General features: G+C 65.9%; 16 protein-coding genes. 9 read left to right on the top strand and 7 right to left on the bottom strand.

The genetic code is table 11. From position 1 onward, the window contains the following. Positions 1-46: 46 nt before the first annotated feature. The 3 genes from CKJ82_RS00880 to CKJ82_RS00870 all read left to right on the top strand — a co-directional run bounded on the left by CKJ82_RS00880 (position 47) and on the right by CKJ82_RS00870 (position 5,264). Positions 47-604 (top strand): adenine phosphoribosyltransferase, encoded by a 558-nt coding sequence (locus CKJ82_RS00880; protein ID WP_240510630.1) that lies wholly within the window; start codon positions 47-49, stop codon positions 602-604. 76 nt (positions 605-680) lie between these two features. Beyond that, positions 681-2,960: a RelA/SpoT family protein gene (locus CKJ82_RS00875; protein WP_095536658.1), complete on the top strand. Its 2,280-nt coding sequence runs from the start codon at positions 681-683 to the stop codon at positions 2,958-2,960. Positions 2,961-3,122: 162 nt separating this feature from the next. Continuing rightward, positions 3,123-5,264 carry a 5'-nucleotidase C-terminal domain-containing protein gene (locus tag CKJ82_RS00870; protein ID WP_095536657.1) on the top strand — a complete coding sequence of 714 codons (2,142 nt, stop codon included), beginning with the start codon at positions 3,123-3,125 and terminating at the stop codon, positions 5,262-5,264. 377 nt (positions 5,265-5,641) lie between these two features. On the opposite strand, the gene CKJ82_RS00865 is transcribed toward CKJ82_RS00870, so the two are convergent. Beyond that, entirely contained in the window at positions 5,642-6,010 is a 369-nt protein-coding gene (locus CKJ82_RS00865) for a hypothetical protein (RefSeq protein ID WP_095536656.1), read from the bottom strand. 212 nt (positions 6,011-6,222) lie between these two features. Beyond that, positions 6,223-7,191: a peptidylprolyl isomerase gene (locus tag CKJ82_RS00860; RefSeq protein WP_095536655.1), complete on the bottom strand. Its 969-nt coding sequence runs from the start codon at positions 7,189-7,191 to the stop codon at positions 6,223-6,225. 146 nt (positions 7,192-7,337) lie between these two features. Between CKJ82_RS00860 and tpx the strand changes: the two genes are divergently transcribed. From tpx to hisS, 3 genes are all read left to right on the top strand, one after another. Further along, positions 7,338-7,835 (top strand): thiol peroxidase, encoded by a 498-nt coding sequence (tpx, locus tag CKJ82_RS00855; RefSeq protein ID WP_095536654.1) that lies wholly within the window; start codon positions 7,338-7,340, stop codon positions 7,833-7,835. A gap of 67 nt (positions 7,836-7,902) precedes the next feature. Further along, the gene (locus CKJ82_RS00850; RefSeq protein WP_095536653.1) at positions 7,903-8,583 is read left to right on the top strand and encodes an MBL fold metallo-hydrolase; all 681 of its coding nucleotides are present in this window, start codon (positions 7,903-7,905) and stop codon (positions 8,581-8,583) included. Positions 8,584-8,594: 11 nt separating this feature from the next. Beyond that, positions 8,595-9,878, top strand: a complete 1,284-nt coding sequence (gene hisS, locus CKJ82_RS00845; protein ID WP_095536652.1) for a histidine--tRNA ligase — start codon at positions 8,595-8,597, stop codon at positions 9,876-9,878. On the opposite strand, the gene CKJ82_RS00840 is transcribed toward hisS, so the two are convergent. The 5 genes from CKJ82_RS00840 to ypfJ are packed head-to-tail and all read right to left on the bottom strand — an operon-like array spanning position 9,875 to position 14,870. Then, complete coding sequence (locus CKJ82_RS00840) at positions 9,875-11,272, bottom strand: L-serine ammonia-lyase (RefSeq protein WP_095536651.1); 1,398 nt, start codon at positions 11,270-11,272, stop codon at positions 9,875-9,877. The two genes, hisS and CKJ82_RS00840, sit on opposite strands and share 4 nt — an antisense overlap. Positions 11,273-11,298: 26 nt before the next feature. Then, complete coding sequence (locus tag CKJ82_RS00835) at positions 11,299-11,961, bottom strand: FMN reductase (RefSeq protein ID WP_095536650.1); 663 nt, start codon at positions 11,959-11,961, stop codon at positions 11,299-11,301. A gap of 34 nt (positions 11,962-11,995) precedes the next feature. Then, a complete protein-coding gene (locus tag CKJ82_RS00830; protein WP_095536649.1) occupies positions 11,996-13,138 on the bottom strand; it encodes an LLM class flavin-dependent oxidoreductase in 1,143 nt (380 codons plus the stop codon). A gap of 31 nt (positions 13,139-13,169) precedes the next feature. Further along, positions 13,170-13,898 (bottom strand): CBS domain-containing protein, encoded by a 729-nt coding sequence (locus CKJ82_RS00825; RefSeq protein WP_095536648.1) that lies wholly within the window; start codon positions 13,896-13,898, stop codon positions 13,170-13,172. A gap of 51 nt (positions 13,899-13,949) precedes the next feature. Next, a complete protein-coding gene (gene ypfJ / locus CKJ82_RS00820; RefSeq protein ID WP_095536838.1) occupies positions 13,950-14,870 on the bottom strand; it encodes a KPN_02809 family neutral zinc metallopeptidase in 921 nt (306 codons plus the stop codon). Between the two features lie 160 nt (positions 14,871-15,030). Here ypfJ and aspS point away from each other — a divergent pair, with 160 nt between their 5' ends. From aspS to CKJ82_RS00805, 3 genes are all read left to right on the top strand, one after another. Next, positions 15,031-16,821, top strand: coding sequence for an aspartate--tRNA ligase (aspS, locus tag CKJ82_RS00815; protein WP_095276754.1), 1,791 nt, complete (start codon positions 15,031-15,033; stop codon positions 16,819-16,821). Between the two features lie 103 nt (positions 16,822-16,924). Next, positions 16,925-18,184 (top strand): protein kinase family protein, encoded by a 1,260-nt coding sequence (locus tag CKJ82_RS00810; protein ID WP_095536647.1) that lies wholly within the window; start codon positions 16,925-16,927, stop codon positions 18,182-18,184. 11 nt (positions 18,185-18,195) lie between these two features. Then, positions 18,196-19,599 carry a replication-associated recombination protein A gene (locus CKJ82_RS00805; RefSeq protein WP_095536646.1) on the top strand — a complete coding sequence of 468 codons (1,404 nt, stop codon included), beginning with the start codon at positions 18,196-18,198 and terminating at the stop codon, positions 19,597-19,599. Positions 19,600-19,637 lie beyond the last annotated feature (38 nt).

Genomic DNA, 19,637 nt, shown 5'->3' with positions numbered 1-19,637 from the left:
GAATTCACTCCGTACCAACACTCTGAAAACGAGGATGCCCCGGCCCATGGCTAAGACAGACAACAAGTATTCGTCCGCGCAGGAAGCGCTCGCTGACAAGGTACGCCGCGTACCCGACTTTCCAACCGAGGGCGTGTTGTTCGAGGACCTCACGCCGGTGCTTGCCGACGCCGACGCGCTCAACGCCGTCATCCGCGAAATGGCTGAGGCCAGCAAGCAGCTCGGCGGCGACATCATCGGCGGCCTGGATGCCCGCGGCTTCCTCCTTGGCTCCGCTGTCGCCTTCGACATGGGCGTTGGCATCCTGGCCATCCGCAAGCAGGGCAAGCTGCCACCGCCGGTGATCACCCAGGAGTACCAGACCGAGTACAGCACGGCGGCGCTCGAGATCCCCGAAGACGGCATGCAGCTTGAGGGGAAGCGCGTCGTACTTGTCGACGATGTCCTCGCCACCGGTGGCACGCTCGTGGCCGCCACCAACCTCATTGAGCGCGCAGGCGGCAAAGTCGTCGGCTACGTGGTCGTGCTCGAAGTGGACGGGCTCGGCGGCCGCGAGCGCCTTGGCGACGCCCCGTTGGTGGTTTTGGACGACGGAGGGCGCTGAAGCGACTAGAATCAGACGCTTACACTGAGTTTCGTCTCGGTGTGCAGTCTGGTTCAGAGTCTGGCGGGAGGCCCCGGTGTCGCACGAGAAAACTTCTAAGCGCTCAGGTCAAACGGTGCGTAGCGTCTCCGCGCGGCTGGCGCGCTCGCTCACGGGCGGCGGGCGCCCGAAGATTAACCCGGTCCTGGACCCGCTGCTGTCTATTCACCGGAAGTACCACCCGAAGGCCAGCGTCGAGCTGCTCAACCGCGCCTATGGGACCGCTGAGCGCTTGCATGAGGGCGTGTTCCGCAAATCCGGCGACCCCTACATCACCCACCCCCTCGCTGTGGCGACGATCTGCTCCGAGATCGGCATGGACACCACCACCGTGGTCGCGGCGCTGCTGCACGATACGGTGGAGGACACCGACTACGCCCTGGACGACCTGACGGCTGATTTCGGTCCGGAGGTGGCCCGCCTGGTAGACGGGGTAACCAAGCTGGACAAGGTGGAGCTGGGCAAGGCCGCAGAAGCGGAGACGATACGGAAGATGATCGTCGCCATGGCGAAGGACCCGCGCGTGCTGGTGATTAAGGTGGCGGACCGCCTGCACAATATGCGCACGATGCGCTTCCTCCCACCTGAGAAGCAGGCGAAGAAGGCGAAGGAGACGCTCGACGTCATCGCGCCGTTGGCACACCGCCTCGGCATGGCGTCGGTGAAGTGGGAGCTGGAGGACCTGGCCTTTGCAATCCTGTACCCGAAGAAGTACGAGGAGATCGTACGCCTCGTGGCGGATCGGGCCCCCTCGCGTGACCGGGCGCTTCAAGAGCTCACGGAACAGATCCAGTCTGAGCTGAAGGCGAACGGTATCGAGGCCGAGGTGATGGGGCGCCCGAAGCACTACTGGTCCATCTACCAGAAGATGGTGGTGCGGGGACACGAGTTCAACGAGATCTTCGACCTGGTGGGCATCCGCGTCCTGGTGGATACGGTGCACGATTGCTATGCCGCGGTCGGCGTCGTCCACGCCCTGTACTCGGCCATGCCCGGACGGTTCAAGGACTATATCTCCAACCCACGTTTCGGCGTCTACCAGTCGCTGCATACTACGGTGATGACGGACACGGGCCGCCCGCTCGAGGTGCAGGTGCGCACCCACGATATGCACTACAACGCCGAGTACGGGGTTGCGGCGCACTGGCGCTACAAGGAGACGAAGGGCTCCCACAAGGGCAACCAGAACGAAGTGGATGAGATGGCGTGGATGCGCCAGCTTCTGGACTGGCAGAAGGAAGCGGCTGACCCGGACGAGTTCCTTGATTCGCTGCGCTACGACCTGACCAGCCAGCAGCTCTTCGCGTTCACCCCGAAGGGCGACGTGGTGAACTTGCCAGCGGGGTCCACCCCGGTCGACTTCGCCTACGCCGTGCACACGGAGGTGGGGCACCGGTGCATTGGTGCGAAGGTCAACGGCAAACTCGTGGCCTTGGAGACCAAACTGGAATCCGGCGACCGGGTGGAGATCTTTACCTCCAAGGACCAAAACGCCGGCCCGAGCCGGGACTGGCAGGACTTCGTGGTCTCGCCGCGAGCGAAGACGAAGATCCGCCAGTGGTTTGCCAAGGAGCGCCGCGAGGAGCACCTGGAGGCGGGGCGCGACGCGCTGGCCGCGGAGGTGCAGCGCGGAGGGCTGCCCATGTACCGCCTGTTCACGGCGGAGTCGATGCGCAGGGTGGCCAAGCAGCTGCACTACCCGGATGTGGACGCCCTGTATACCGCGATCGGAGCCGGTCACGTCTCCGCGCAGCACGTGGGCAAAATGTTCGTCGACCTGTTTGGCAACGAGGAGGACGCGGTCGATGCGCTCGCGGACCGCGCCCCGATGTCGGAACTGGTGCGGCGGGATCCGCGCGAGTCCGCCAGCGGTATCCTCGTGCAGGGGAGCCCAGACGTCATGGCGAAGTTGGCCAAGTGTTGTCAACCGGTGCCAGGTGATGAGATCTTCGGCTTTGTCACCCGCGGCGGGGGAGTCTCGGTCCACCGCACCGACTGCACCAATGCGGCCAAGTTGCGTGAGGAGCCGGAGCGGCTTATCGACGTCGCGTGGTCCACAAAATCCACGGCAGGCGGTGCCTCGCTGGCCACCCTCCAGGTCGAGGCACTGGACCGCCACGGGCTGCTCGCAGAGCTCACCGGCGTCATGACGGACCAGAACCTCCCGATCTTGGCGCTGTCTTCCCAGGCTTCGGACGACCGGATCGCTAACGTACGGTTCACCATCGAGGTGTCCGACACGAAGCAGCTGGGCGCGCTGATGAATCAGTTGCGGAACGTGGAGGGCGTCTACGACATCTACAGGGTGACGTCGTAAAGCGCGCTCTGCGTGCCGAAGTTGAACAGCGGGTGAATTCTTGGCGACGTCCGCCTTGAATCTCAAGGCCGACCTGTCACAGTACGTACGTTGTGCTGCGAGCGAGCTGATCTCGCGCTAGAAAACAGTGAGACCCCTATTTCACACGCAGAGGAGTTCCAAGTGTTTTCTTTCCGTCGCGCCGGCGCGCTGATCGCCGCAACTACGTCGACCGCGCTGGTGGTCACCGCTGTCCCGGCTTTTGCCGCGGACGATGAGAAGGTGCAGATTAGCATCGCTAACTTCACCGACTTCCACGGCCGCCTCGAGGCGAACCTGTCCACGGACAAGGAAACAGGCGAGGTCACCCCGAAGAAGGGCGACGAGATGGGTGCCGCAAACATCGCCGGCATCATCAACTACCTGCGAGACAAGAACGCCAACACCATCGTCACCAGCTCGGGAGACAACCAGGGCGGCTCGGCGTTCATCTCCGCGATCTCGGACGACAAATACACCATGGACTTTGTCAAGGCCGTTGGCACCGTGGGCTCCGCTGCTGGCAACCACGAGTTTGATAAGGGCTACAAGGACCTGATTGACCGCATCAATCCGGGCACCGGTGGCATCCAGCTCGGCGCGAACGTGTTCAAGGAGGACGGCTCCCGCGACCTGGAGGCCTCGAAGATCGTCGAGATTGACGGCGTGAAGGTTGCGCTGGTGGGCACCACCTCCAACCTGACCAAGAGCAAGTCCAGCCCGGACAATGTCGCCGGCCTGAACTTCACCGACTCCTCCAAGCAGGTGAATAAGGAAGCGAAGAAGCTGAAGGATGAGAAGAAGGCCGACGTGGTCGTCGCCCTCATCCACGACCCGGTTGAGACCGGCGCGCCGAAGCTGGACCCGGAGTATGTCGACTTCATGTTCGGCGGCGACAGCCACGTGAACGTGGTCAACGCCGATGCCCCGGTGCCGAACGCACAGTCCTGGGAGTACGGCAAGGTCGTGACGGACCTGGACTTCACCTACAACAAGACCACCGGGGAGATCGAGGCACCGGCGTTCGAGCAGTACGACGCCGAGTCCCTGGTCACCCTGGACATCACCCCGGACGCCGAGGTGCAGAAGATCGTCGACGAGGCGAAGGCGGAAGCCGGCAAGCTCGGCGAGGAGGTCGTGGCCAACGTCCAGGACACCTACCTGCGTGGCTCCAACCCCGGAGAGAACACCGGCTCGAACCGTGGTACCGAGTCCACCGCGAACAACATGCTCGCTGAGTCCGCGCTGTACGCGATGGACAAGTCGCTCGAAGAGCACATCGACCTGGGCATCATGAACGCTGGCGGCGTCCGCGCGGACCTCGAGGCCGGCGACGTGACCTACCAGGAGGCCTTCCAGGTCCAGCCGTTTGGCAACGACATCTCGGTGGCAACCTTGTCCGGCAAGGCCATCAAGGACGCCCTCGAGCGTCAGTGGCAGAGCAAGGAGGACGCCGAGAAGTCCGGCCGCCCACGCCTGGACATGGGCCTGTCCAACAACGTCGCCTACACCTACAACCCGGAGGCTGAGACCGGTGAGCGCATCACCTCCGTAACCATTGACGGTCAGCCGCTCGAGGACGACAAGGACTACCGCATTGCAGGTTCCTCCTTCCTGTTCGCTGGCGGCGACAACTTTGTGAACCCGGACGACGTCCGCGACCTGCTCAACGTTGGCTACAACGACCTGCAGGCGTTCGTTGACTACCTGAAGTCCGACGAAGTTGGCGTGCGCAAGGGCCAGAAGGACGTCGGCGTGGTCCTGCCGGAGGAGCTGAAGGCAGGCACCACCGCCTCCATCAAGCTCTCCTCTCTCAACTACTCGTCCGAGGGGGAGCCGATGGCAAAGCAGGCCACCGTCACGCTTGGCGACGCCACCGCGACCGCCGACATCGACGCCTCCACCACCAAGGCGGACAACGGCCTGGGTGAGCAGGGCCGCGCGACTGTGGACATCGCCATCCCGGCCGAGGCCGCAGGCGAGCAGACGCTGACCATCACCACCGACGCTGGCACCGAGCTGACGGTTCCGGTTACCGTCGCGGCCGCTGACCCGAAGCCGTCCGAGGAGCCGGCGCCGAGCGAGAAGCCTGCGCCGTCCGAGGAGCCCAAGCCGTCCGAGGAGCCGACGCCGGGCGACGAGCAGGGTGCGCAGGACGGCAGCACCGCAAACCTGGGCACCATCATGGGCGCCGTTGCAGGTGTGCTCGCCCTCCTCGGCCTGCTGGCCGTCGTCTTCGCAGGTCCGATCGACCAGGTGCTTGGCCCGATCGCAAAGCTTTCCTAGCAGCCTCCCCGTAGGGGACCCAACCTGCCGCAGCGGCGCCGTCCTTCTCTCGATGTTCTGAGAGGGGCGGCGCTTTCGGAGGATGGTACGCTCAGTCCCAGAAGAACGCTCGATCCTGGGGCGGCAGCAGCGATGCGCTGGGCCTCCAACAGGCTCTACCACCCAATCAGCGCCTACTTGACGAGATTGGGTTGACGAAGATGCGAGAATCGCGACGTCTTCGTCACCCGATTCTCGTCAAGTTGGCCAAACCCGCTCATGACGCCGAGCGAGGCACTCGTTGAGTCGGCGGGCAGGGCAGAGCATCGCAAGCAAAAAGCCCGGCCGCAGGGGCCGGGCTGTGCTCACGCGCCCAAGGGTGCGCGGTGACTCCGCAATTACGCGCGCAGGTACTTGTCCAGGAACGCGAACAGGGTGCCCAGAGCGCCGATGACGGCGGTGAACACTGCGATCCAGTCGCGGATCTCGGACGGGGACATGTCCTTGACGGAGGAACCCTCGTCCTTCTTGTTGTTGTCGCCGGTCTTGACCTTCGGGCCGTTGGACGGCTTGGAGGTCGTGGTCGGCTTCGACTCGGTGGTCTTGGTCGGCTCGGCCTTGGTGGTTTCGGTCGGCTCAGCCTTGGCGGTCGCCGTCGGGGTGGTGGTGCGGGTGGTGACCGTGGTGTCAGCGGTAGCTGCAACTGCGCCGGTGGACATGACAGCTGCTGCGGTTGCGGCGGCGAGGAGGCCCTTGCGGAACTGCATCTGATTCCCTATCTTTCGGAGATCTTCGATTGAACGTTGATTACCTTAGCCAGACACCAAAGGGTACGCAACAGTTTTCCCGGCATTTCTTCAATGTTCTCGCAACGCAAGATGAACTTTAAATGAACTGCTCACGTGCGTTTTGTGTCATGTCGGGTGCGCTCAAGAGTGTCTGGCGGCACGAGCAACGATACCAGAAGGTATCGCGCGCGCTACTTGACAGTAGCGGAATTGATTTTGACCTCTTCGGCGGGCGCGCCGTCGTGGCCACCGTCCTCAGTACCCTTCTCGGCGATCGCGTCGAGGGTGTCAAGGCCCTCCTGGTTGATCTGGCCAAAGTAGGTGTACATCGGAGGCAGGATGGAATCGCCGTAGTTGAGGAAGAACTGCGAACCGTTCGTGCCCACGCCAGCGTTGGCCATCGCGATGGAGCCGCGCGGGTAACGCTTCTGATCCTGCTGTAGCGCCATGGACTTGTACTGTTCCTTCTCCTCGTCGGAGACGCCTTCGGGGATCTGGAGTTGGGATTCGTCGACGGACTCGAGGGCCTCGTCGGTGGGGAACTCATTGGCAAATTGGAAGCCAGGTCCGCCCGAGCCGGTGCCGGACGGGTCGCCGCACTGGAGGACCTTGAGGCCTTCGTTGGTGGTCAGGCGGTGGCACACACTGCCGTCGAAGTACTTTTCCGAGGCCAGGTGCTCGATGGCGTTGACGGTACAGGGCGAGACGCTGCGGTCCAGCTCCATGCCGATCGGGCCTGCGCTGGTGTCCAGCTCGACGTTGACCTTGCCCTCCGTGGAGACGTTGTCGGTCTTCGGCTTGCCAGCCTCTGCCTCACCTTCGCCAGCCTGTGGGCTGTCGTTGTACGAGCAGGACACGGTCGCGGGCAGCGCCGTCGCGCGCTCGGTGGCAACCGCTTCGAACTGGTTGGGGTCGATGCTGGGCTCGGTCTCGGAGGACTCGGCGGCTTCCGAGGAAGCGGTGGCGTCCTGGGCCGTGACGTCCTCGCTTCCGTCATTCTGCGTCGCGGCGAAGTAGATGCCGCCGCCGACCACGGCAATCACCACTGCGGACAGCGCCGCCACGGTGAGCGGCTTGGACTTCTCCTTGCGGTCGCGGGAATCAAGCTCGCGCTTGAGGTGGGTGAGGGCTTCTTCGCCCCGTTTTTGGTTGTCGGCCACCTGAGATACCTCACTTGTGTGTTGCGTAGCGTCGCTAAGCGCTGGTGCGCTCGGCAGGTGAATTTCGGGGCTTAAGCCTAGCAGTGCTTGGGCCGCCGCTTGATCAACCCTTGCGAGGCCTGACTCGCGTCCATAGAATCGCGCCCATGGCTACCGTTACTTTTGAAGGCAATGAGACCACTACTTCCGGCGAGCTGCCCAAGGTCGGCGACGCGCTGCCCAACGCAACGCTCGTCGCGGGCGACCTGAGCGAGAAGTCCCTGGCGGACTACTCGGGCAAGCGCCTCGTCCTGAACATCTTCCCGTCCCTGGACACCGGCGTGTGCGCGAACTCCGTGCGCAAGTTCAACGAGCTCGCCGCGTCCCTGGACAACACCGAGGTCCTGTGCATCTCCAAGGACCTGCCGTTCGCGCAGCAGCGTTTCTGTGCCGCCGAGGGCATCGAGAGCGTCGAGGCGCTGTCCGCGTTCCGTTCCTCCTTCGCCGATGATTTCGGCCTGACCCTCGAGGGCTCCCCGCTCAAGGGCCTGTGCGCTCGCGCCGTCGTGGTGACGGACGCTGACCACAAGGTCATCCACACCGAGCTCGTCTCCGAGATCACCACCGAGCCGGACTACCTGGCAGCAGAGGACGCGCTGAAGTAAGCAAGTCTGCTCCCCGCGCGCGGGCGTTTCCGGCCACTGGGTCGGGCGCCCGCTTTATTATTGCCGTATGAAGCTTTCAGGTTTTGCCGCAGGCCCGTTCCAAACCAACTGCTACGTGCTCCTTTCGGAGGAGTCACGCGAAGCGGTGGTGATCGACCCCGGAATGGGCGCCTACGAGCCCGTCACTGAGTTTCTCACCCGCGAGCAGGCGACGCTTGCCGCCGTGGTGTGCACCCACGGCCACCTTGACCACACGCGGGACGCCGCCCGTTTCGATGTCCCGGTGTACATCCACCCAGACGACGAGTTCATGCTCGACGGCGGCCTCGGCCTGCCGGACTCGACCCGCCAGCTCTTCGACGCAACGTCGATGCAACCCCCGCGCGAGGTGCGATCGCTTCTCGACGCCCACTCGCTCACCCTCGCCGACACCACCTTTACCGTCCGACACGCCCCCGGGCACTCGCCGGGATCTGTGCTGCTCGTGGAAGACGCAGCGGAGGAAAAGACGGAAACGGCGGGGGAGACCGGCCCGCTGGTCTTCTCCGGCGACGTCCTGTTCCGCGGCGCGATCGGCCGCACGGACTTCGAGCACTCGGACCCCGCCGCGATGCGCGCGTCGCTCCGCGGCCCCGTGTGGGACCTCGACGACGCTTGCGTCGTGCTGCCCGGCCACGGGCCGACCACCGTGATGGGGCAGGAGCGCGCGACCAACCCGTTCCTGCTGCAGGCCAACCCGGACCGCTAAACTTTGAACCCGTGAGTGAATCGAAGAAGACCGAGAAGTTCCAGCCGCTGTCCGCCCCGAAGGGCCTGCCCGATTACGTGCCGCCGCAGTCGGCGACATTCCACCGCGTCCGCGACGAGTTCGCGCGGCAGGCTCACCTGGCCGGGTACCAGCACGTTGAGCTGCCGGTCTTCGAGGACACCACGCTGTTCGCCCGCGGCGTTGGCGAGTCCACAGACGTGGTGTCCAAGGAGATGTACACCTTTACGGACCGTGGCGACCGCTCGGTCACGCTGCGCCCGGAGGGCACCGCGGGCGTGATGCGCGCCGTCATCGAGCACAACCTGGATCGCGGGTACCTGCCGGTCAAGCTGAACTACTACGGCCCGTTCTTCCGCTACGAGCGCCCGCAGGCCGGCCGTTACCGCCAGCTCCAGCAGGTCGGCGTGGAGGCGATCGGTGTGGACGACCCCCTGCTGGATGCGGAGGTCATCGCGCTCGCGGACCGCTGCTTCCGGTCCATCGGTTTGACCGGGTTCCGTCTAGAGCTGACCAGCCTGGGCGACCGCAACTGCCGCCCCGAATACCGCCAGAAGCTACAGGACTTCCTGTTCTCCCTTCCGCTGGACGAGGAGACCCGCCACCGCGCTGAGATCAACCCGCTGCGCGTGCTTGACGACAAGCGCGAGAAGGTCCGCGAAATGACCGCGGACGCCCCGCTCATGCTCGACTACCTCGATGACGACTGCCGCAAGCACTTCGACCAGGTGCGCGCCTCCCTCGACGAGATGGGCGTGGAGTACGTGGTGAACCCGCGCATGGTCCGCGGCTTGGACTACTACACCAAGACCTGCTTCGAGTTCGTCCACGACGGCCTCGGCGCGCAGTCCGGCATCGGTGGCGGCGGCCGCTACGACGGGCTCATGGCGCAGATCGGTGGCCAGGACCTCTCCGGCATCGGCTTCGGCCTCGGCGTGGACCGCGCCGTGCTCGCGCTCGAGGCGGAGGGCGTCACTCTCGACGGGGTGGATCGCCGCGTCGACGTGTTCGGTGTCGGCATCGGCGAGGCCGCGCAGGCGCGCATGGCAGTGCTTATCGACGCCCTCCGCGCCGCCGGTGTCTCCGCCGACATGGCCTACGGCGGCCGCGGGCTCAAGGGCGCCATGAAGGGTGCCGACCGCGCCGGTGCCAAGTACGCGCTCGTTCTCGGCGACTGCGAGCTAGAGGCCGGCGAGATCGCGATCAAGGACCTTGCCGCGCACAGCCAGGAGACCGTGGCGCTCAGCGCCGAGGCGGTCATCGCGCAGCTGCGCTAGCACTCAGTGATGTTGACTGGCAGCCCGAGCTGGACTGCCAGGCCGCCCATCGAGGTCTCCTTGTACTTGGTCATCATGTCGCGGCCGGTCGTCGCCATGGTCTCGACGACGTCGTCGAGGGTGACGATGTTGGTGCCGTCGCCAAGCTTGGCCAGCCGGGCTGCGTTAATCGCCTTGACCCCGCCGATGGCGTTGCGCTCGATGCACGGGACCTGCACCAGGCCGCCGACCGGGTCGCACGTGAGGCCGAGGTTGTGCTCGAGCGCGATCTCGGCCGCGTTCTCAATCTGCGCCGGCGTACCGCCAAGGACCGCGCACATGCCGGCGGCGGCCATCGCGGAGGCTGAGCCGACCTCGCCCTGACAGCCGACCTCGGCGCCGGAGATCGACGCGTTTGTCTTGATGATGATGCCCACCGCACCAGCGGTGAGCAGGAAGTTTCGCGCTTGCTCCTGGGTGAACGCGCCGTCGGTGAAATCGCGGCAGTAGTGCATCACCGCGGGGATGATGCCGGCGGCACCGTTCGTGGGCGCGGTGACGACCTGGCCGTGGGCGGCGTTTTCCTCATTCACAGCAAGCGCGTAGAGGTTGACCCACTCCATGGCGTCGAGGCCGCGGGCAGTGGATTCCTCGTACTCCGCGGTGAGCAGGCGGTGGAGGCGGTGGGCGCGGCGCTTCACGCCGAGGCCGCCAGGCAGGGTGCCCTCGGTCTTCAACCCGTGGGCGACGCATTCCTGCATGACGTCCCAGACGGCGTCGAGGTGGGCGTCGAGAAGCGCTTTGCCATGCAGCGCCTCTTCGTTGGCGCGGACGAGCTCAGCGATGGACAGGCCGCTTTCTTCACAGAGTGCGACGAGGGTCTTCGCGTCATTGAACTCGTACGGCGCGGGCTCGTTGTCGCGGACGGTGGCCACACCGGCTTCGTTGCGGTGCTCCTCCATGCCGGTGCGGTCCAAGATGAAGCCGCCGCCGACGGAGTAGTACTCCTTGCGGGTGGCGATGCGGTTGCCGTCGGCGTCCCAGGCGTCAAAGATGAGGCAGTTCGGGTGCTGCGAGACCGGAGTGGGGTTAAACGTTACCTCGTACTCGACCTCGCCGGCAGGGCCCGAGATCATACCGCGTTCGGGCACCGGGTCGCCGGGTTTCGGGGCGATGTCGGCCGACGTGGTCGTGGGGGTGTAGCCAACCAGGCCGAGCAGCGTTGCGCGGTCGGTGCCGTGGCCCACGCCAGTGGCGGCGAGGGAGCCGCGCAGTTCCACGCGGACGAATGCGGGCAGCACGCCGAGTTGTTCGACGAACGCGAGGGATGCGCGCATCGGGCCCACCGTGTGCGAAGACGACGGACCGATACCGATGCTGAAAAGGTCAACGACGCTAACAGTATTGTGGGGCATGCGCGCGATGATACCGCATCGTGGGATTAGCTCCGCGTCCCCGTGTGGCCTTCCAACAGCTGGGAAAACGGGACGAAATCTTCGGCAGGGTCCGTGCCGGTGCGGCGAGTGACGCCCTCCGGCGGGCCGCTCAATCCTTCGACCGCGCCGCTGGTGGTGACGATGCGCGCTGCGAGCTCGCTGGCAGCGCGGCTGATCCGCCGCTGGAACGAGGCGCCGTTGGCATCACCGAAGTCAGCAGTGGCGGCGAAGAGTGAGGTGGGGACCACCGTCGCGTGCAGGTACGTGAGCAGCGGGCGGAGCGCGTATTCGGTGACGAGGGAATGGCGCTCAGAGCCTGCTGTCGCGGCGACGATGGTGGGCATGTCGGTCAACGCGTTGGGGTCCAGGGCGTCGAAGAACATCTTGAACAGGCCGCTGTAGCTGCCCTGAAAAACCGGGGAGACCGCGACGAGGGCGTCGGCGGCGGACATGTCTCGTTTGACCTGATCAAGCCTGGGGGAGGGCATCCCGGTGAGCATGAGCTGTGTGAGCTCGGTGGCGTACTCGCGGACCTCGATCGTGGTGATCTCGAGGTCTTCGCCACGCCCGCCGACGGCGGAGCGTACTGCCGCCGCGATCTCATCCGCCACCTGTCTCGTGGTGGACGGCTGCGACAGACCCGCGGTGACTACCATGAGCTGCTTCATGCTGTGGTGGGTGCTCCTTTGCTATATCGCCCGACTATTTGTGCTCGGATTGCTCCTGTGCTTCTCCGGGTGAAACGCGAAAGTGCGCCAGATTCTTCCCATCGCGCTTTGCACGTGCGAGGGATGCAAACGTGGGCGGGTCGCTCGGAACGTGGCCCGGGCGGCGCGCTTCCATCCGTCTGCGCAGCTCAGGGACCACTTCCGTGCCGAGGTGCTCGATCTGGTGGAGGACCACCTCGAGTGGGAGCCCGGCGTGGTCAATGAGGAACAGCTGGCGCTGGTAGTCCCCGACCCAGTCAGCGAACTGCATTGTGCGCTCGATGACCATCTCGGGAGTGCCGACGGTCAGCGGGGTGATGTCGGTGAACTCTTCCAGCGAGGGCCCGTGGCCGTAGACGGGCGCGTTGTCAAAGTATGGGCGGAACTCGCGTTTCGCCTGTTCCTCAGAATCCGCGATGTACACCTGGCCACCGAGCCCGACGATGGCCTGATCCGCCGCGCCGTGCCCGTACGCGGCGAAGCGCCGACGGTAGATGCCCACCATCTTCGCGGTGTGCTCCTTGTTCCAAAAAATATTGTTGTGGAAGAACCCGTCGCCGTAGTACGCCGCCTGCTCGGCGATCTGCGGCGAGCGGATGGACCCGTGCCACACGAATGGCGGCACGCCCTCAAGCGGCGCGGGCGTGGTGGTAAACCCGTGCAACGGGGTGCGGAACGTGCCCTCCCAGTTGACGTTCTGCTCGCGCCACAGCCTGCGCAGGAGGTGGTAGTGCTCCACCGCGAGCGGGATGCCCTTGCGGATGTCCTTGCCAAACCAGGGGTAGACGGGGCCGGTGTTACCGCGCCCGAGCATGAGGTCCATGCGGCCATCCACCAGGTTCTGCAGGAAGGAGTAGTCCTCGGAGAGCCTGACCGGGTCCGTGGTGGTGATCAGCGTGGTTGCCGTGGAGAGCAGGATGCGGGAGGTCTTCGCACCAATGTAAGCCAGGTGAGTCGTTGGGGAGGAAGGGACGAACGGCGGGTTGTGGTGCTGGCCTGTGGCGAAGACATCGAGCCCGACCTTCTCAGCCTTCAGCGCGATCTGCGTCATCGCGTCGATCCGCTGCTTCTCGGTCGGGGTCGTGCCGTTGGTGGGGTCGGTGGTGACGTCGCCGATGGTAAAGACGCCGAACTGCATCCGTGGGTGTCCTTTCCGTTGATCGTCGCGGTTAGCGGGCCGCCAGCAGGGCAGGAATGTCGGTGGCCACCAGTACCGCAAAGGGGCGCTGGCTGGGTGAGCCGGACTCGGTGATGATGGCCAGGCGGGGGAGCGCGCCGCTGTCCAGCGGCGTGGTCAGCGCATCAACGGCTACTGCGGCGGTGACGGAGCGCGGCAGGAAGACCGGCTGGTCGTGCCGCCCCGACAGATCGAGCACTTCCTTGACCGTGGTCGGGGTGAGGTGGTTGTTTGCGTCCAGTTCGCCCGCCAGCCAGCGAGCCAGCGCGTTGGTGGTGAGCAACCCGACGCAGGTGCCGGCGTCGTAGACGGGGAACTGCCTGTGGCCGGTCTCCCGCAGCGCGCGCAGTGGCTCCCGGATGTCGTCGTCCGGGGCGAACGTAATCACGGCTTGCGTCTGGACCACTTCGAGGGCCAGCGCCGGGGTGAGCAGCGCGTCGCGCAAACGCTCAATCTCTTCCACCGTCTCCTGCAGCGGCTCTGCAATGGGGCGCAGGTCGCGGTACTCGCCGTGTGAGATCGCGTTGCGCAGCTCCGCGTACTCCACAAGCAGGTCAGCTTGGTCGCGGCTCACCACGCCCTTCTTCGCCGCCTGCCTGGTCATCCACTTGAAGGAGTCCGACTTTTTTGCTCCTAACTCCTCGCGCAGGAAGCCTTCAATGGCGTTGAACGCGGCCATAAACGGCACCGCTCGGTTCTGGGGGGATGACGTTTCGCTCATGCCCACGAGGGTAGCGGTGGTGGCACGTGGGCGTCGATAAGCGATGTGGCTCTAGGCGTCCTGGTAGACGCCGCGGTTGAGCGTGTCGCAGGCGGACATCTGGCCGGTGGTGTAGCCGGACTTGAAGGCCTCGGCGCGCTGCTCGGAGGAGCCGTGGGTCCAGGAATCCGGATCCACATCGCCGCCGGACTTGCGCTGGATGCTGTCGTCGCCGATCGCCTGCGCGGTCTGAATTGCCTGGTTGAGCTGCTCGTCCGTAATCGGCTCGAGCGCCGCGTCCGGCCCCTCGGAGGCGTGCTTGGCCCAGATGCCGGCGTAGCAATCGGCCTGGAGCTCGATGGCCACGGCGGCGGAGTCCTCGCCAGGGTTCTTGTAATCGCTCAGGCCCAGCGTGCCCTCGAGGTTCTGAATGTGGTGGCCCATCTCGTGCGCGGTGACGTACTCCTGGGAAAGCGCGCCGTCGGAACCGCCTAGCTGGCCGAGCTGCTCAAAGAAGGACACGTCGAGGTACGCGGTGGTGTCGTTCGGACAGTAGAACGGGCCGGTATCGGCCGTTGCGTACCCGCAGCCAGTGCTGACATCGCTGCGGAACAGGTTGATGTCAGCGGGGGTGTACTCAATGTTCGCCTGTGCTGGCAGGACTTCGGCCCACACCTGGTCGACCGAGCGGGCGGTGGCCTCCGCGCGGCAGTCGTCGTACTCGTTCGCCGCGCCCGGGGCATCGCAGTGGCTCAGGTCGTAGTCGCCCTGGGCACCGGGGCTTTGCTGGGACTGGCCCTGCGGGTCCGAAGAGCCGCCGGTGAGCCCGCCCAGGCCGCCGTTGAGGAAGAACACAATAGCCAGGAGAATGATCGTGCCGATACCGCCGCCGCCCACCGCGATGGGGATGCCGCCGCCTCCGGCCCGGCCGCTGCCGGAACTCGTCTGCGCGCGGCGGCCTTGGCCCTGACCAAAATCATTCTTAAACGTCATGCTGCAAATCTTGCCAAAAAACCGCGTGCAGCGCTGCATCCCCGCGCCTGTGCCGTGCAGAGAAGAAGCGAAACGGGGCGCTTCAACGCTTGACGACGCCTACGGGTAGAGTTTTTGGCGTTCAAGTTTTGCCCTCACGTGGAAGGACGTGGAAGAGACCGTGCTGCGCACTCACCTTGCGGGTGATCTCCGCAAAGAACTCGATGGACAGACCGTTACGCTCACCGGTTGGGTGGGCCGACGCCGCGACCACGGCGGCGTGATCTTCATCGACCTGCGCGACCGTTCCGGCCTGGCGCAGGTTGTGTTCCGCGAATCCGAGGTGGCGGAGGCCGCGCACGACCTGCGCAGCGAGTACGTCATCCAGGTCACCGGCGTGGTTGAACCGCGCCCGGAGGGCTCGCAGAACCCGAACCTGGCCTCCGGCGAGATTGAGGTCAACGTCTCCGAGCTCACCGTGCTGAACAAGGCGGCCGCGCTGCCGTTCCAGATCGAGGACGCCTCCTCCAGCGAAGTCGGCGAGGAGACCCGTCTGAAGTACCGCTACCTGGACCTGCGCCGCGAGCGTCAGGCGAACGCGCTGCGCCTGCGCGCGAAGGCGAACCAGGCCGCCCGCCGCGTGCTGGATGAAAACGGCTTCACCGAAATCGAGACGCCGACGCTGACCCGCTCCACCCCGGAGGGCGCCCGCGACTTCCTCGTCCCGGCCCGCCTCCGCCCGGGCAGCTGGTACGCGCTGCCGCAGTCCCCGCAGCTGTTCAAGCAGCTGCTCATGGTCGCCGGCATGGAGCGCTACTACCAGATCGCGCGGTGCTACCGCGACGAGGACTTCCGCGCCGACCGCCAGCCGGAGTTCACCCAGCTGGACGTCGAGGCGAGCTTCGTGGACCAGGACGACGTCATCGCCCTGGCCGAGCAGATCGTCACGGAACTGTGGAAGCTGATCGGCTACGAGATCACCACCCCGATCCCGCGCATGACCTACAAGGACGCGATGGAGAAGTACGGCTCGGACAAGCCGGACCTGCGCTTTGACATCCAGCTGCAGGACTGCACCGAGTTTTTCAAGGACACCACCTTCCGCGTCTTCAACGCTGAGTACGTCGGCGCAGTCGTGATGGACGGCGGCGCCTCCCAGCCGCGTCGCCAGCTCGATGCGTGGCAGGACTGGGCCAAGCAGCGCGGCGCCAAGGGCCTGGCCTACATCCTCGTGCAGGAGGACGGCTCCCTGGGCGGCCCGGTGGCCAAGAACATTACGGACGAGGAGAAGGCCGGCATTGCCGATCACGTCGGTGCGAAGCCGGGCGACTGCATCTTCTTCGCTGCGGGCGAAACCAAGGCCTCCCGCGCGCTCCTCGGCGCTGCCCGTGGCGAGATTGCGAAGAAGCTCGACCTGATCAAGGACGGCGACTGGGCGTTCACCTGGGTCGTCGACGCGCCGCTGTTCGAGCCGTCTGCGGACGCCACCGCGTCCGGCGACGTCGCCCTCGGCCACTCGAAGTGGACCGCCGTCCACCACGCGTTCACCTCGCCGAAGCCGGAGTACTTGGACAACTTTGATAAGAATCCGGGCGAGGCACTGGCGTACGCCTACGACATCGTCTGCAACGGCAACGAGATCGGCGGCGGCTCGATCCGTATTCACCAGCGCGACGTGCAGGAGCGCGTCTTCGACGTCATGGGCATCAGCGAGGAAGAGGCCCGCGAGAAGTTCGGCTTCCTGCTCGACGCGTTCGCGTTCGGTGCACCCCCGCACGGCGGCATCGCCTTCGGCTGGGACCGCATCGTATCCCTGCTCGGCGGCTTCGATTCCATCCGCGACGTCATCGCGTTCCCGAAGTCCGGCGGCGGCGTCGACCCGCTGACCGACGCGCCCGCCCCGATTACCAAGGAGCAGCGCAAGGAGTCCGGCGTGGACTTCAAGCCGAAGGCCGACGAGAAGGCCGAGTAAGAGCCAATTCGGTTCCACGGCCCCGGGAATGGCGGAAACGTCGCGCCCGGGGCCACTGGTATGTCACACTGAGAACCGAGTAACCCGCAAGGAGAGGTTCAGCATGGACCAAGAGCAGATCATCGCCGAGGCGGAGGAGATTCTCACTCGGCGCTACGGCGGCACCCAGACGCTCGGCGAGGTACAGCGTCTGGGTGGCTCCGGCGTTGCCAGTGTGTTCCGTGCCCGCGTGTCCAACAACCCGTTCCTGCAGCACCGGACCGTTGTGGTGAAGTACTCGCCAGAGACCGGCAACGTGCTGGAGGACGCTGCCTTTTTGCGGGAAGTGGTTGCCTACCAGTTCACGACGTCGTTAAGCGAAGATGTCCGGCCAGGCCCGGTCCTTCTTGGCTACGACATTGACCAGCGCATCGTCATTATTTCCGATTCGGGCGAAGGCGACACCCTGGCCACGCTGCTGGACAGCGCGGATGAGGAGCAGCACGTGCAGCTGCTGCGCAACCTCGGCACTGCGCTGGGGCGGATGCACGTCGGCTCGGCCGGCCGCGAGGACGCGTTCGACGTACTGTTCGCACAAGCGGCCCGCCAGCGCAGCGGAGCGGATACGATGCAGCACCTGCGCGAGCGCCTGCTTGCGCACCGCTTCGACTTTGGCCTGGACATGCTCGAACGCAGCGGGCTCGACGTGCCGACGGAGGTTCGGCTGACCGCCGCCAACGTGCGCAAGCGCCTGTTCAAAGGGGGCTCGCGGGCGTTTACTCCCTTTGACCTGTCGCCCGACAACATCATCTACGCGGACCGCACGCAGTTCCTGGACTACGAGTGGGCGGGTTTCCGCGACGTCTCCTTCGACGTGGCGTTCGTGGTCGCCGGGTTCCCGCTCTACGTCTCCGCGTGGGGCTACAGTGACGTGGCCATCGAGGCGTTCATCAGCGCGTGGGTGCAGGAGGTCCGCGGGATCTGGCCCGCATTCCTGCACGAGGACACGCTCCACGCCCGGATCACCGGCGCCATGGTCGCGTGGGCGCTGTCCAGCCTCTCCGTGATGGGGCAGTTCACCGTCGCCGAGCTTGCGGCCAGTGATGCCGAGCTCGCGCAAGAGCTTATCGACGCCGGCGTCGCACCCCACAGCGAACGGCTCACCGCGCAGGGCGAAGCGGCGAGCGGCGCGGAGACGCTACACGGCGGCTCGGACATCCTCCGCCCGCAGAGCCAGGGACCGTTCACCGAGGAGGAGCAGCTCGTGCGCCGCGACCTGCAGGAGACGTTCGAGGCGCTCGCCGCGTTTGCCGGCACCGGGCGCGACACGGCGTACCTCGTGATCGCTGACTTTGCCCGCACCGTGGCGAAGCGGTTTGCGTAGGCGGGGTGGCAATGGCACAAGAAGATTTGTTTGGCGGCGGGCTCGGCGGGCCAACTCCCGGCCCCGGTGACCCCGGTGACCCCGGTGACCCCGGTGGCCCCGCGGCAGGTCTGCGCGGCGCGAGCTTCTTCGAGGCGGGGCAAACCGCCCCGCTGGCTGCGCGGATGCGCCCGCGCTCGCTTGATGAGATCGCGGGGCAGGCGCATTTGCTCAGCGAGGGGAAGCCGTTGCGCCGCCTCGTCGAGGGCTCGGGGGCTGCCTCCGTCATCCTGTACGGGCCGCCCGGAACGGGCAAGACGACGATCGCGTCGCTGATCGCGCAGTCGATGGAGCAGAATTTCGTCGGCCTTTCTGCCCTGTCCAGCGGCGTGAAAGAGGTGCGCCAGGTCATTGACCAAGCGCGGCGCGACCTCATCCGGGGCGAGAAGACGGTGCTGTTTATTGACGAGGTCCACCGCTTCTCCAAAACCCAGCAGGACGCGCTGCTGGGGGCGGTGGAGAACCGCACGGTCCTGCTGGTTGCAGCGACGACGGAGAACCCCTCGTTCAGCGTCGTCGCCCCGCTGCTGTCCCGTTCGTTGCTGCTCAAGCTGGAGTCGCTCTCTCGCGAGGACCTGCGCAAGGTGATTGAGAACGCGGTCGTGGCACAGCGCGGGCTCGCCGGCACGGTGGAGCTTGCGGACGACGCGCGCGAGCAGCTGATCACACTGGCCGGCGGCGACGCGCGGCGCGCGCTGACCTACCTGGAGGCGGCGGCCGAGGCGGTGCCCGCCGGCGGGACGATCACGGTGGATACGCTGCGCGACAACGTGAACCGCGCGGTGGTGCGCTACGACCGGGACGGCGACCAGCACTACGACGTCGTCTCCGCGTTTATTAAATCGATCCGCGGCTCCGACGTGGACGCCGCGCTGCACTACCTGGCGCGGATGATCGAGGCGGGCGAGGACCCCCGCTTCATCGCCCGACGCCTGGTCATCCACGCGTCCGAGGACATCGGGATGGCGGATCCGACCGCGCTGCAGACGGCCATCGCCGCGGCCAACGCGGTGCAGTTCATCGGGATGCCGGAGGGCCGGCTCCCGCTCGCGCAGGCGACGATTCACCTAGCCACCGCGCCGAAGTCGCCGTCGGTCATCCAGGGGATCACCCGCGCGCAGCAGGACGTCGCCGCCGGCAACATCGGCGCGGTGCCCCCGCACCTGCGCGACGGCCACTACGAGGGCGCGAAGGCGATGGGCAACGCTGTCGGCTACAAGTACCCGCACGATGACCCCCGCGGCGTGGTCACGCAGCAGTACCTCCCGGACGAGCTGCTCGGCGCGGAGTACTACACGCCGACCGATCACGGCGCGGAGAAGCGGATCCGCGATTTCCTCGGTCGGCTGCGCCGCGTGATTCGGGGAAAGGACTAAGCGCGGGGCATTGCTTATCGACGCGCACTGTCTCCGGA

The organism is Corynebacterium gottingense, assembly GCF_002285125.1.
GTDB classification, from domain to species: domain Bacteria; phylum Actinomycetota; class Actinomycetes; order Mycobacteriales; family Mycobacteriaceae; genus Corynebacterium; species Corynebacterium gottingense.
This window is presented reverse-complemented; position numbering and strand designations above follow the sequence as displayed.